Genomic DNA, 14,147 nt, shown 5'->3' on the forward strand with positions numbered 1-14,147 from the left:
TGATACAACAGATAAACAAAAGGAGAAAACGGATATCCGTAATTAACTATGCTCAATCTGATCAAAGCATTGAAATCACTTAAGCAGCTTGAAGGATCGAATTTTGCAGATATTGGTCGACAGCATGATATAATATGGATTCTATTCATAAATGGCGAAGATCATTATTATATCAATATTAAATGCTCATGGCGTATGATTAAAAACAATTCTGTTTATGTAGGATGCAAAGATATATATAAATTAGCACCCGTGTATTTAAATAAAACCAGCATATACTATTCTGAAAGACGTGATATGTATGATTGGAACAGGTACGGAGCTAATATTTTCGATAGGAAAACAAAACAGCTAATAATCGCAAACGAAGCAGGGAAGGTGAGCTGCATCGGAATAAGTAAACAAAATGATATGTGTTTTAAAACTGATAAAGAAATTATATTTCAAACATTTACTGACGCTTCCGACAATGATGAGCAATGGCGTTTTTATAAGAAGTCAGATAACGGTGAAGAAAACGATAAAATTATTTTGACTGGCCAAAAGATATTTTTAAAATAACGTCTATTGTATTATGCTGCTTAAATATACAACGGTTCATAGAAAGCTATACACATTAAAAGACGCAGCTTGTGTAAGCGCGTCTTTTAATGTGTATAGCTTTGGAGATAATGAAGGTACAGTAGTAAATTCGCGTCTAAGGCTGTACAGACAATGTAAAACGAATGTAGTAAACTATCTTTTGTTACCTAAAGTGTTGGCGAAAAATACAATAGCCGACCCTGTTTGGTCGGCTATTTGTCTATTATCTAATATTTAAGCAGCGTGGAGTAATACCTGGAATTATACAGCGCCGTATACTAGATCTGTACATACGGTGAAATTGAAGGCATGAGGACTACACCCTCCGTCCACTCTATTTATATATCGTTATCAGCTTATGTTAATCATATAATCAAGTATAAACCATTTACCGTTTATACGAATCACATAATATGTAAAATTACATGGGAAAGAACGGGTATCGTATTCAGTCTTTTTTATTAATTGATTATATTTAATTCTGCCGCTATAAAAATCGGTTGAATATTCGGTTAATTCTGAAATTTCTATATCTTTAAATTCATATCCGATATGTTTGGTATAAAACTCAGGTTGAATTTGCTCGTTTTTCGGATTCAATATGTATTCAATGTCGGTTCCTTTTAAAAGATAACCTGAAATATCAGAATAAGCTGCATCAGTAGTAATATATTTTGAATATAACAGAGAAAAATCCTTTATGAAATTTGAATATTCTGTTTTTCTTGATTCAGCAATTCCGTATTTTACTGTATACAGCTTTTTCTGTGAATTATATTCGGCCTTAACCTCAGATCCATCGTAGCTGCAGATTTTGACGTCCGGTTCGTTGGTAAGATATTTTACCGTATAATATTTATAATATGGTAATAACGGTAAATAACTACTTTTATATTTAGAAAGAGAAGCCGTAAGCGTTTCATCGGCATTTGAATCTTTTGTGTAAAATCTGTCTTCATTATCTATTCTTACACCGTTTACTGAAACAGAATAATTATATGGAACAATGAAACTTACATTTTGAAAATTAACCGTTGATCCTAATTCGGGTTTATTATTATCATATACAAGATCAAGGCTTTTTCCATTTTCGTCTTTTACGGCAATTACCGGATCAATGAGCTTATCAACGTAATAAGTATTCATCGTACTATATTTATCACTCAACGCAAAACTGCAATCTTCCTGAGAAAGCTTAAAAGTATTTTTAATATATTCAGAGCTAACAGCAATACCATTGATAAATAATTTACATTCTGACGGAATAGTAATCGTTACAGCTTTGTTAAAACCTGAAATATCTTCAATTGAATTGATATTATATATATCAAACCCGAAAGCAGACTTTTTATCTTCAAGCTTTAAAACAACAGTGGCGATATAATCCTCTTTTACATAAAGCTTATACTCTGATTTATTTTGTCCTGAAGTTAGTTCTTTTACCGCAACAGGGAGGTCTGTTTTAATCTTATCATATAAACTTTTTGTACATGCTTCGCCAGATTCAAAGCTCCCGGGAATTACGATATATTTATCAATAAATGAATAATTGTCGGTTACCGATGCTTTATATAATTGATCAATAAAATTATTAAGAATATTCTCCGGTCTTGTTTTTTCATAATCCAACAGAAAGCTATTAAAAGTTAATAATGCTATAAAGATAACTGCTATTGAAGACAAAGTTATAACTGAATATATTAATCTGAATTTATTTGATTTTTTACGTTGCTTTTTAATATCTCTAATTGGTTTTAAGTGTGAATTCCGGCGTTTATAGCTGTTATTATTCATTTTTAAACCTGCTATGATTATTATTTTTTTACTAAGAAGGTAGTCGCAATTTTTCTCGGCTTGTATAATGAGGCCGGTGTTGTTATGATTTTTGAATCATATATCATCATAGAAGATTGACCTCCGTCAAGATTTGCCGCATTAACCGCTCCGTATTCAAGCATTATTCTCATTATATCTTCATAATTAGCGCCGACACTATTCGCTTGCCTGCCATCAATCACCAACATCAAAATTGCTCCGTCTAATCGTTGACCTATTGCTGATCTCGGATTAAGACCGCTTCCATAACCTTCAACACGTCTTGGTACACCGTTTACAATCAATGTCGGACCGAAATTTAGGCAGTCGCGCATACCTAAATCAAGAGCTTGCTTGGCTGTCATTGTGCCGACAATTAAAATATTTTCATCGGTGATACCCACGAGATCAAATTTCTCATTTTCGAATCCTTCAGTTATATATTTTATTTTTCCATCTTTAATTACAATTCCTGCGCTGTTGTTTATACCGGTCGGAATATCTCCGTCAAGACTAGAGACCTTTCCCGGATCATAAAAACCACCTCCGTTTATTCCTGCCAATGAGTTTGTTTCTTTTACCATATTAAGAACAGTTTCTCCGCCCAGTCCTTTTCCATATTCAGCAGGAGTGCCAATAAAAACCCTTGAAGGATCTTTTATGGCAAGCAGTTTTCCATGATATGTTTTACCGTATATATCTAAAATACATATACCTTGATTATTGTAATTAAATTTAAAATCATCTGTTTGAGGATTTGTTTCTCCCGTTTCATCAGAGCCTGATTCGTCCGGCTTTTCTGAACCAATTGATATATTGATTATCGATGGATCTGTGACATCTTTATTATCACTTATCTTATTCTTCATAACTATTTCTTTTATTGTACTTGCCGGCAAAAATGACGTTGCTAAAAAATCAGCAGCCGACGTTTCCAGCATCGACAGCACAAAGGTATCTCTCATTGATTTTGACGGTCCGTAAAGAATCATCATCAATACAGAAAATGCCGTTCCTAAGGTCAATATTAAAAAAGTGCAAACACAAATTATAATCCTGTTTATAACAAGAATAAACTTGTGTTTTCTGCTTTTTACATTAATTTTTGAATTGGATTTATTTTTATTTATGATCATAGCCATTTCCGATTGATTAAAATAATATTTTGGTAATACTAGCAACCATAATGATATTGTAATGCAAAATTGTTAATAATTCTACATTAAATATTGATAAATATAAATTTTCTGTTTATCAATCTCATCAAGTAATACTTTCAATTATACAAAATTTGCATTTTGTATAATTATATGCTTTACAATAAAGCAAGAAAACTCTTCTCTTATAATCCTACAGCTATAATGCTGCCATAATCATAAAGCGGATCCGAAGACAGCGATATTGGATTAACACCGTGATTTTTACAAAAGCTATATATTTTATCAAATTCAGGATGTTTATCGATATCTCCGCAAAAAGCTATGATTTCTTTTGAAATTTTTCCAGATGCTCCTCCTATAAATCCATAATCATATCCATCGAGTTTCACAGAATGAGATTCAAGCTTAAGACAATCAATACTGTTATTTCTGCATGCTATGAAAATACCTTCATCTTCGGTTATCAACGCATTGTTAGTTATTACGCAGGCATTACATTTTGTATATCCCTGTGAAACTCTGATTATATTCTTACTGTCATATATATTCATTATTTTTTTATCAATTGTTAAAGGATTACATAAAAGCTTTTCACCGATCTCTACACCATTTAAAAGGACATCGCATGGATATTTATATGTATGATTCTCAAACAGCACGGTTTCTATTGCTTTTCCTGAATAATTTATACAATCGGTTATACCTAATTTATCAAAACTAAGCTTATTATTATATTCAACAAAAATAAATTTTAATGAATTAAAATAAAGCATATCAGGATGTCCTGAAACAGCATTGTCAAAATTAAAATTCGGAACAGTTTTTATGCATTCTGCTCCCAAAAGTCTCAGATTATATATTATTTCATCTGTTATTCTATAATCAACAATCAATAAATTTGAATAATTTATTGATTTAATACGATTCAGCTCAGAATTCATTATTATTAGGTCCTATTATTATTTCAAATTTTATATTTCAATTACTGTTTTGTTAAACGTGAATTTAATATGCAGTAAAGTCGAATTTTATATATGCAAATATATTGAAAGGATGTATAACGATGCTTATCTCTTCCCTGCTGAGCTGTAATAAGGATTGTAAGTATCAATCGGACGGTTTTTGTACAGCATACAGATATCAGAACGATCGAACGATCAATGAATTGAGCTCAGAAATATTCGGCATAACAGGACTTGAACAGTGTAAATATTACAAAAGGAAAATGCAAAATAATAAATCCGACAGCAAGACAGAGTTTTATATATGAATACAATGCTGGGTGATATAGTTTTTTATTCCCGACTCATGCTAATGAAAGGTATATATGGAATGAATAATAACGAGTATAAAAAATACAGTAAGCATCATGCAAAAAAATCAAAATTCATTAAGGATTTTTTACTTGCATACTTTTGCGGCGGAATAATCTGTATGATTGGACAAGGTTTTTATGATCTATATATATATTTAGGATTAAATGAAAAAAGCGTAAAAATGCTGGTGCCTTCAACACTTGTTTTTTTTGCATGTCTTTTAACCGGAATTGGAATTTTTGATAAAATAGCTAAATACTGCGGCGCCGGAACCTTAGTGCCGATTACCGGATTTGCCAATGCAATGATTGCTCCCGCTATGGATTATAAAACCGAAGGACTTATTCTTGGCGTAGGAGCAAAAATGTTTACTGTCGCAGGTCCGGTAATTGTTTTCGGAACATTATCATCCTGTATATATGGTATTTTATTATTTATTGTAAAAGCGGTGAGCATAAAATGAGAAAAGTATTTGTTTTTACGAAAAAGCCCAAAATAATATCTGTTTCATCTGTTGTAGGAAAAAAGGAAAAGGATGGTCCTTTAGGGTCGTTATTTGATTTTTCATATGCGGATACTAAAGCTTCTCAGAAGACATGGGAAAAAGCTGAAAGCGAATTTGTTAAAAAAGCTTTTGAAATAGCATTATCCAAAGCAAGTTTGAAAAATGACGATGTTGATACTGTTTTCTGCGGTGATCTCATAAATCAATGCACAGTAAGCACATATGGATTGATTGACAGACAAATACCGTATTTCGGTATTTACGGAGCATGTTCTACTTTCGCGGAAGGTCTTATATTATCAGGTAATGCAGTCGAATCAGGCTTTTCGGAAATCAGCGCGTCTGCTACTTCGTCTCATTTTTGTACTGCGGAAAGACAATATCGCTTCCCTATCGAATATGGATGTCAGAGAACCCCGACATCTCAGAATACGGTCACGGCAGCAGGAGCAGTTATTATTTCATCAAAACATGAGTCAAATATATATTTAAACGAAGCGTTATGCGGAATACCGATTCAAAAAGGGATTACTGACATCAATAATATGGGAGCCGCAATGGCTCCTGCAGCGGCTGATACTATAATAAGGTATTTTAAACTAAGCGGGAATAATCCTAGAAATTTTGATATCATTGCGACAGGAGATTTGGGAGAAGAAGGACATTCAATATTACTTGAAATATTATCCCGTGAAGGTGTAGAAATAGGCAGTAATTTTACTGATTGCGGAAAACTCATTTATGATATTAAAAAACAAGATATGCACGCCGGGGGTTCAGGGTGCGGATGCTCTGCAGCTGTTACAAACGCATATTTTTATAAGCTTCTTATAGAAAATAAAATAAAAGATTTATTGATAATAGGAACCGGAGCTCTTTTGAGCCCGCTCTCATCTCTGCAAGGGATGGAGACACCCGGTATAGCGCATTTGATTAGAATTACCAGGGAGACTTAAATTATGATGTATTTAAATGTTTTTCTTATAGGTGGTATGCTTTGCGGAATCGCACAGCTTCTCATTGATTTTACAGGGATTACTCCGGCTCGTATATTAACCGGATATGTATGCGGAGGCGTTCTCCTTACAGCGATAGGTTTTTATGAGCCTCTTGTTAAGTTTGCCGGATGCGGTGCAACTGTGCCTCTTACAGGTTTTGGCTATTCTCTTGCCAACGGTGTTAAAGATGCAGTAGAAGAATTCGGATTGTTAGGGGTTATTTCGGGTGGCCTTTCCGGCACTGCTGCCGGAATTGGCGCGGCTATAATATTCGGTTTTACAATTGCTATGCTTTTTAACAGTAAGCCTTTATGAGCCATCAAGTATTCTGCATTTATATTATATTACAGATTTTATGAATTCTCAAGAGTTTTGTGTATATCAAAGCATTTTCTTTAAGTGTTAATAACGTTAATAATAGAAAAAGCGCTCCGTATTATATTAAAACAGCAATTAAATAATCCTTTTTAATAGAAATTATTTTTGATGTGATAATAATTTATACGGAACGCATCAATTTATAAATTTATTCTAATCAATATTTATATTTTTTTCTTTGATACAGTTATAGCCACCGCTAATGAAATAACTGTTGTCATGACAAAAATAATCATTGAATCTCCTGTTGAAGGCGATGTAGTATCTTCTTCTTTTTCTGTTTCTGTTTCTGTCGGTTCTGCAGGAAGCGTTATTATATCACCAACAGAGAAAAAGCCATATGTATCAGGTGACCAAAGACTGAAATTCGTAGCGGTGTTTTGAAGTACGATATTGTTTTGATTTCCTGAACCGTTTTGGTAAATATCTGTGATCATTAAAGCAAGGGCGATTTTGTTTTCGTTTTTACTGCTGATCAAGGAACGAGGAGCTCTGAATTCTGTGTTGTATCCTTCTGATACCTTAATAGCTTTTCCTGCAAAATCAGCATCTTTAGTATTATCACTTCCGCTTATAACGCTGTCACTGTTTATACGGTACTGGAATAAACCTGAACTATCCGGATTAAATAAATACTCACAGCAGTCAAAATCCCACTCATTGCCTGTTTTTGAAAGACAGTCCGTTTTATCTGATACTTCTATAAAGATATAAAGATATTTTTCGCTGCAGATAAAATAAGCTTTACCTTGAACATCAAGCTTCCCGCCGAGAATTCTGTTAATATCAAGCTTTATTCCATATTGATCATAAAATGCATCTTTGACGCCATCAACTTCAATTTCCTTTGGAAGAACCGAGAGCTTGCCAAAATCATCTGCTCCTAAAGCACTAATAGGCAAGCAAAGACAGAGAATCAAAATAGAAAGAATTGCGGTTAATAAAAGCTTTTTCATTACAATACCACCTTAAATATATTGTGATTTGAACATCTAACCTTATTATATCATATCATAAATACATTGTCAACAATATTTTAATATATTTATTGTATATTATTCATATTGCGTTTACTTTCTATATTATAGACGATGTATAATATTGATCTTATAAAAAGTAAATCGTTAACAATTAATGTGTTTACAAATTGCATTTGGTGTTGTATAATATATATGAGTATTTAAGAATCTCCGGAGGATAAACCCTTGGTTTTAATTTTGGAACAGGCAAATCAACTGGCTCGTGATCTTAAAAAAGATATAACAGAGCTTGGAAATGCAATACAAATAGAAAAGCTGAAAAATGAATTATCTACACTTGAAGAACAGACACAACAATCGGACTTTTGGCTTGACTCCAACCGTTCTCAGACAATTATGGCCGTTCTTAAAGACAAAAAATCCGTATATGACTCATACATTGAACTATGTGAGTTGATGAAATCGACCGAAGAACTTATTGAGCTGGCTTCGGACACCGATGACGATTCATTAAGCGCCGATATCATGGCTGATGTAAAACGGATGCAGAATATGTATGAGCATCAGCGTACCCGGCTTTTGCTTTCCGGTGAATATGACAAACTCAACGCAATTCTTTCTATTCATCCGGGTGCGGGCGGCACAGAAGCACAGGATTGGGCTGAGATGCTTTACAGAATGTATATGCGTTTTGCTGAACGTGATGGATTCAAATTTAAAATGCTGGATTATCTTGACGGCGATGAAGCAGGCATTAAAAGCGCCACCTTCTCTGTCGAAGGTGAATATGCATATGGTTATTTAAAAGGTGAAGCCGGTGTTCATAGGCTTGTTCGTGTATCTCCATTTGACGCTTCCGGCAGAAGGCATACTTCATTTGCTTCTGTAGAAGTTACGCCTGAATTTACAGATGCATTAAAGATTGAAATTCGAGATGAAGACTTGAAAATTGAGGCCCACCGTGCCAGCGGAGCCGGCGGTCAGCATATCAATAAAACCGATTCTGCCATTAGAATTATACACATACCTTCTGGTATTGTAGTTGGCTGTCAAAATGAGAGAAGCCAGCTTCAAAATAAGGAAGTAGCTATGAAAATGTTAAAATCAAAGCTGCTTGAAATCAAAAAACGCGAAAATTATGAAAAAATTGAAGACATTAAGGGTGTAAAACTCAATATTGAGTGGGGGGCGCAGATCAGATCCTATGTCTTTATGCCATATACTCTTGTTAAAGATCACAGGACAAATTATGAAGACGGCGATATAAATAAAATCATGGACGGAGATCTCGACGGCTTTATAAACGCATATCTTAAACATAACACTGAAACTAATTAATAATCAAGTAAAGGAGATCAAAATGGACTGCGAAAAAATCATCAAAAAGAACTCAAAACTCATTATCGGTGCCGCTCTTATTGGACAGGCCTTTGTTTGCTTTGTAATGTTTCTTGCTTTTATGAAGAAGAACAAAGGACTTTCAGGGGCATTCTTTTCTTTAGGCCTTTTAGGAGGGCTTTCCGGAGCATGGATGCTTTATAATGAATATAAAGCTATCGAATTAGAAAAATCAAATTACGACTGCAGTTGTGATTGTGAATGTGACTGCGATGAATGCAATGATGATGAATGTCTTGACAAATCAGACTTGTTTGATGAAGAAGATTCATCTGATATTGATTGTTCAATTGAATCTGAGGATGATAAGTAATTCTTTATCTGACCCGTTATCGCATTGAAAGATGTTGCAGAAAAAATTCAAAAAGAAAACAGAGCCAAATGCCTACGAAAAGTAGTGCAGATGGCTCTGTCTTTTGTTTCTTAATTATCAATTTTGATTTTATTATTATTTCTCAGTTGAATAAGGCTTCCTATAATACTGCCGCTTAAGCCTTTTATCTCTGTCTCTTTTTTTGTTACAGTATCAGTTATTTTTATCCCAACTCGCGTTTTATTATCAGAAGCTGTATACTCCTCGTATATTCTGTATTCGAATCCGCAGTTAATAAATGTTAAATAATTTAAATCCATACCTTCATTATCTGCTCCACCTCCGCGCAAATAATAAGAGTAGGTAAATTTATTCCATGAATCGGCTATATTTTCCGGATATTCAAGTTCAATATTATCTTCTTTCCCGAAACGATATACTATATAATCCGGCTGCATTTCTGATATACACACGGATAATGTTTTAAGTGAATCTTCCGTCTTAAAACTGAATAATAACTGCTCATTTTCAGAGCATAAATTCTCTCCGTATTTGTTTTGGGAGTTTATGAAGTCTGTTTCTGCCAGATTTTCTGGAGGTAAAACAGTTTCGTTTGGAGAGTTAATAGCTTGGCTTGCTATATTTTGCTGATCTGATTGTAAGGAAGTCGATGGTAATGTTGATAATGTTGAATTATCTGGGCTTTGAACACTTTTACCACCTAAAAAGCAACAAATGATCATAATAATTGCAACAGCATATATACTTAATTTCTTTATATTCATTGATATTACTCCGATCATTGTTAAGAAATATTAGTAATACTATTCTTTCTGCTTGGATTCTATTTGCGCTTTTATCATCATGTCTTTGACTTTCATTAAGCGAGTAAGGTTTCCTCGTTCATTTTCATCAAGCTTCATTGTGATCGAATGAATATTCAATTCAAGGTTCGGAATCATGATATACTCAAGCGCATTAACGCGGCGTCTGGTACGTTCTATTTCAGCTGATAATAACTGTGCAGCCTTTTCTTTTTCCGCCAAAGTAATCATATCAGGTAAAATCCGTTGAAGATATTCCAATGCGCTGTCAAGTTCCCCAGAAGTAAAGGCAAAACCGTACGAAAAAATATCTGAAGAATCGTTACCGGAGTTGATTTCCGTTTTAAAGGTCGGAACGATTACACTCATTATGTTTTCGCTTGAAACCTCAAGAGAAGCAGTCAGCTTCGGATATATCAGGGATTCTTCTATTATTTTATCCGATGTAGCGGCGGCGGCAACGGTAAAACTCTCATTTAGCTTTATCAGAGCAGCTTCAACCTTAATGCGCAGTTCCATATTTTCTTTTGCGATCGCAAGATATTTTTTCATTAGCTCATCGCGTTTATCTTTGAGTAACTTATGACCGCGTTTTGCGGTTTTCAGACGCTTTTTGAGCTTTGTAAGCTCCATACGCGTCGGGTTAACATGCGTCTGTGCCACAGTGATTTATCTTATCCTTTCGGCAGTAATCAATCCTTTTCAGGCCAATATTTATCAAACAGCTTCGGCTTGATTCTTTTAAGCTCGGATTTTGGGAATATTTTTAGCAGTTTCCAGCCGATATCAAGGGTCTGTTGTATTGATCTGTTTTCGTCAAAGCCCTGATTTATATATTGCTTTTCAAATTCATCTGCAAATGCAGCATAAAGCCTGTCGGTAGGAGTCAAGGCGGCTTCACCAAGAACAATCATCAGTTCTTTTGCTTCTTTTCCACGTGCATAACATGAAAAGAGCTGGTTCATTGTATTCGCATGATCTTCTCTTGTTTTTCCTTCGCCTATTCCCTTGTCTTTTAAGCGTGAAAGCGACGGTAAAACATCAACCGGCGGAAGTATTCCCTTTCTGTACAATTCTCTGGAAAGTATAATCTGTCCTTCAGTAATATATCCTGTAAGGTCTGGAATCGGATGTGTTTTGTCATCTTCAGGCATAGTCAATATCGGAATCATTGTAATACTGCCCTTTTGACCCAGTTTCCTGCCGGCTCTTTCATAAATGCTTGCAAGATCGGTATATAAATAGCCTGGATATCCTCTTCTTCCGGGGACTTCTTTTCGTGCGGCGGAAATTTCACGTAATGCTTCGGCGTAATTCGTGATATCTGTCAGAATAACGAGGACCTGCATATCGCAGTCGTATGCTAGATATTCTGCTGCTGTCAAAGCCATACGGGGCGTTGATATTCTTTCTATTGCAGGGTCGCTGGCAAGATTTATAAACAGAATTGTTCTGTCGATAGCGCCTGTTTTTCTAAAATCACTTATAAAGAAATCTGCTTCTTCGAATGTAATTCCAATGGCTGCAAAAACGACTGCGAATTTTTCATCTGATCCGAGAACTTTTGATTGTCTTGCAATCTGAGCTGCCAGATTCGCGTGAGGAAGTCCGGAACCAGAAAAGATTGGCAGCTTTTGTCCGCGGACAAGTGTATTCAATCCGTCTATTGTGGATATACCGGTTTGGATAAATTCGCTTGGATAATTTCGTGCCGCTGGATTTATCGGAGTGCCGTTTATGTCAAGCGTTTTTTCTGCGATGATCTTCGGACCGCCGTCTATCGGATTTCCCATTCCGCCGAAAACACGTCCCAGCATATCCTGAGAGACATCGAGCTGAACGCCATGTCCTGAAAACCTGACTTTGCTTTCTGCGAGATTTAATCCCGCGCTGCTTTCGAAAAGCTGTACAAGAGCGTTCGAACCGTTGACCTCCAACACTTTGCATCTTCTGATATCGCCGTTTGGCAGCTCAATTTCACCCAGCTCATCGTACTTTACGTTTTCAACCTGCTTTACGAGCATCAGAGGACCGGCGACCTCTTGAATCGTTTTGTATTCTTTGATCATTTTATTTTCTCCCGTTGCGCTTATGCTTTTTTAATGCCCGGAGTTGATATCGATGACAGCTGATCGTCAAGTTCGTCAATAATTTTATCGCATTCAGCATCGAAAATATCAGGAGCAATCGTCTTTGCTCTCCCAATCTTTTCTATAACCGGGAGCGATGTAATATCATCGATGGTAACACCGGATTCAAGTGCCTTCTGACATTTATGATAGAAGCTCAGAATCAGAGACACAAGCTTAAATTGCTTTTTAAGCGGTGAATAAGCATCATCAGTGCTGAATGCATCCTGTTGTAAAAAATCTTCTCTGATTGAACGCGCGGTTTCCATTACGAGTCTGTCCGAAGCGGAAAGAGCGTCAATGCCGACAAGCTTTACTATTTCGTCAAGCTCGCTTTCGAGTTGAAGGATCTTAAGAGCTTCACTTGTATATTTATTCCAGTTTTCGTTAACGTTTTCTGATAACCACTTTTCAAGTCTGTCTTTGTACAGTGAATATGAATTCAGCCAGTTGATAGCCGGAAAATGACGACGGTACGCCAGAGTAGCTTCAAGACCCCAGAAGACCTTTACTATTCTAAGAGTCGCCTGCGTAACGGGTTCTGAAAGGTCACCACCCTGTGGAGAAACCGCGCCTATAGCTGTAAGCGTGCCGATCCTGTTATCGGAGCCCAGACATCTAACCTTTCCGGCACGTTCGTAAAATTGGGCAAGTCTTGATGTCAGATAAGCGGGATAGCCTTCTTCTCCTGGCATTTCCTCAAGTCTACCGGACATTTCGCGCAATGCCTCGGCCCATCTTGATGTAGAATCCGCAATAACCGCAACCGAATATCCCATATCTCTGAAATATTCCGCAATAGTGATTCCGGTATAAATAGATGCTTCGCGCGCCGCCACGGGCATATCTGATGTATTAGCGATCAGTACTGTTCTTTTCATCAATGAATATCCGGTATGCGGATCAATAAGCTCCGGAAATTCTCTTAATACATCTGTCATCTCGTTGCCGCGCTCACCGCATCCGATATAGATAACAATATCGACATCGCTCCATTTGGCGAGCTGATGCTGTACGACGGTTTTTCCGCTGCCGAAAGGACCCGGTATGCATGCCGTGCCGCCTTTTGCAATCGGAAACATTGCATCAATTGTACGCTGACCGGTAATCATCGGCTCAAGCGGAGGCAGCTTTTCTTTATACCGACGTGCTTTTCTGACCGGCCATTTCTGAATCATGCTGATATTAATTTCTTCTCCACTGTCAGAAACAAGCACTGCAATAGTATCGTCAACCTTATGTTTACCGGCATATATTGCTTTAAGTGTTCCGTTGATTCCTTGTGGAACCATTATTTTATGAGATATAATCTCGTATTCCTGGACAGAACCTAGAAAATCGCCTTCGCCAAGCTTATCACCCGGTTTCGCACACGGTACAAAATCCCAGTCTGTATCGCGACTGAGAGCCGGTTCGTCAATTCCTTTAGGTAAATTTGTTCCGTATTTTGTATATATATTTTCAAGCGGACGCTGTATACCGTCATAAATATTTTTTATGAGTCCCGGTCCGAGTTCGACAGACAAAGGCGAGCCTGTCGAATAAACTATATCTCCTGGTCCGATTCCGGCTGTCTCTTCATATACCTGAATAGAGGCCTTATCACCGCGCATTTCGATGATTTCACCGATAAGCTTGCTTTTGCCGACTCTCACAACATCGAACATGTTGGCATTTCTCATGTTATCTGCAATTACCAGCGGTCCGGAAACCTTTATTACCTTACCTGTGGTTTGGTTTTCCTGCATC

Annotated in this window: 14 protein-coding genes; 6 read left to right on the top strand and 8 right to left on the bottom strand. The window is 36.2% G+C overall.

Features of this window, described 5'->3' with window-relative positions:
- The first annotated feature begins 69 nt into the window (after positions 1-69).
- Positions 70-561, top strand: a complete 492-nt coding sequence (locus VB118_09490) for a hypothetical protein (GenBank protein MEA4832829.1) — start codon at positions 70-72, stop codon at positions 559-561.
- A 372-nt stretch (positions 562-933) separates the two neighbouring features.
- Here the strand turns inward: VB118_09490 and VB118_09495 are convergent, their stop codons facing one another.
- The 3 genes from VB118_09495 to VB118_09505 all read right to left on the bottom strand — a co-directional run bounded on the left by VB118_09495 (position 934) and on the right by VB118_09505 (position 4,330).
- Positions 934-2,376 (bottom strand): hypothetical protein, encoded by a 1,443-nt coding sequence (locus VB118_09495; GenBank protein MEA4832830.1) that lies wholly within the window; start codon positions 2,374-2,376, stop codon positions 934-936.
- 20 nt (positions 2,377-2,396) lie between these two features.
- Positions 2,397-3,392 carry a phosphodiester glycosidase family protein gene (locus tag VB118_09500; protein MEA4832831.1) on the bottom strand — a complete coding sequence of 332 codons (996 nt, stop codon included), beginning with the start codon at positions 3,390-3,392 and terminating at the stop codon, positions 2,397-2,399.
- A gap of 347 nt (positions 3,393-3,739) precedes the next feature.
- Positions 3,740-4,330 carry a hypothetical protein gene (locus VB118_09505; protein MEA4832832.1) on the bottom strand — a complete coding sequence of 197 codons (591 nt, stop codon included), beginning with the start codon at positions 4,328-4,330 and terminating at the stop codon, positions 3,740-3,742.
- Between the two features lie 559 nt (positions 4,331-4,889).
- Between VB118_09505 and spoVAC the strand changes: the two genes are divergently transcribed.
- From spoVAC to VB118_09520, 3 genes are read left to right on the top strand one after another with little or no spacing between them, the layout of a single operon-like run.
- Entirely contained in the window at positions 4,890-5,336 is a 447-nt protein-coding gene (spoVAC, locus tag VB118_09510) for a stage V sporulation protein AC (GenBank protein MEA4832833.1), read from the top strand.
- Complete coding sequence (locus VB118_09515; GenBank protein ID MEA4832834.1) at positions 5,333-6,334, top strand: stage V sporulation protein AD; 1,002 nt, start codon at positions 5,333-5,335, stop codon at positions 6,332-6,334. The genes spoVAC and VB118_09515 overlap by 4 nt, the downstream gene beginning before the upstream one ends.
- A gap of 3 nt (positions 6,335-6,337) precedes the next feature.
- Positions 6,338-6,691, top strand: coding sequence for a SpoVA/SpoVAEb family sporulation membrane protein (locus tag VB118_09520; GenBank protein ID MEA4832835.1), 354 nt, complete (start codon positions 6,338-6,340; stop codon positions 6,689-6,691).
- Between the two features lie 227 nt (positions 6,692-6,918).
- On the opposite strand, the gene VB118_09525 is transcribed toward VB118_09520, so the two are convergent.
- The gene (locus tag VB118_09525; protein ID MEA4832836.1) at positions 6,919-7,710 is read right to left on the bottom strand and encodes a sugar-binding protein; all 792 of its coding nucleotides are present in this window, start codon (positions 7,708-7,710) and stop codon (positions 6,919-6,921) included.
- Positions 7,711-7,968: 258 nt separating this feature from the next.
- Here VB118_09525 and prfB point away from each other — a divergent pair, with 258 nt between their 5' ends.
- Positions 7,969-9,072: a peptide chain release factor 2 gene (gene prfB, locus VB118_09530; protein MEA4832837.1), complete on the top strand. Its 1,104-nt coding sequence runs from the start codon at positions 7,969-7,971 to the stop codon at positions 9,070-9,072.
- 22 nt (positions 9,073-9,094) lie between these two features.
- Positions 9,095-9,445, top strand: coding sequence for a hypothetical protein (locus tag VB118_09535; GenBank protein ID MEA4832838.1), 351 nt, complete (start codon positions 9,095-9,097; stop codon positions 9,443-9,445).
- A gap of 110 nt (positions 9,446-9,555) precedes the next feature.
- Here the strand turns inward: VB118_09535 and VB118_09540 are convergent, their stop codons facing one another.
- From VB118_09540 to VB118_09555, 4 genes are read right to left on the bottom strand one after another with little or no spacing between them, the layout of a single operon-like run.
- Positions 9,556-10,230 (bottom strand): hypothetical protein, encoded by a 675-nt coding sequence (locus tag VB118_09540; protein ID MEA4832839.1) that lies wholly within the window; start codon positions 10,228-10,230, stop codon positions 9,556-9,558.
- Positions 10,231-10,269: 39 nt separating this feature from the next.
- Positions 10,270-10,932, bottom strand: coding sequence for a V-type ATP synthase subunit D (locus VB118_09545; GenBank protein MEA4832840.1), 663 nt, complete (start codon positions 10,930-10,932; stop codon positions 10,270-10,272).
- Positions 10,933-10,961: 29 nt separating this feature from the next.
- Positions 10,962-12,338 (bottom strand): V-type ATP synthase subunit B, encoded by a 1,377-nt coding sequence (locus tag VB118_09550; protein ID MEA4832841.1) that lies wholly within the window; start codon positions 12,336-12,338, stop codon positions 10,962-10,964.
- A 20-nt stretch (positions 12,339-12,358) separates the two neighbouring features.
- Positions 12,359-14,146, bottom strand: coding sequence for a V-type ATP synthase subunit A (locus VB118_09555; protein MEA4832842.1), 1,788 nt, complete (start codon positions 14,144-14,146; stop codon positions 12,359-12,361).
- Position 14,147: the final 1 nt, after the last annotated feature.

It is taken from the genome of Oscillospiraceae bacterium (genome assembly GCA_034925865.1).
In the GTDB taxonomy this organism is placed as follows: domain Bacteria; phylum Bacillota; class Clostridia; order Oscillospirales; family SIG627; genus SIG704.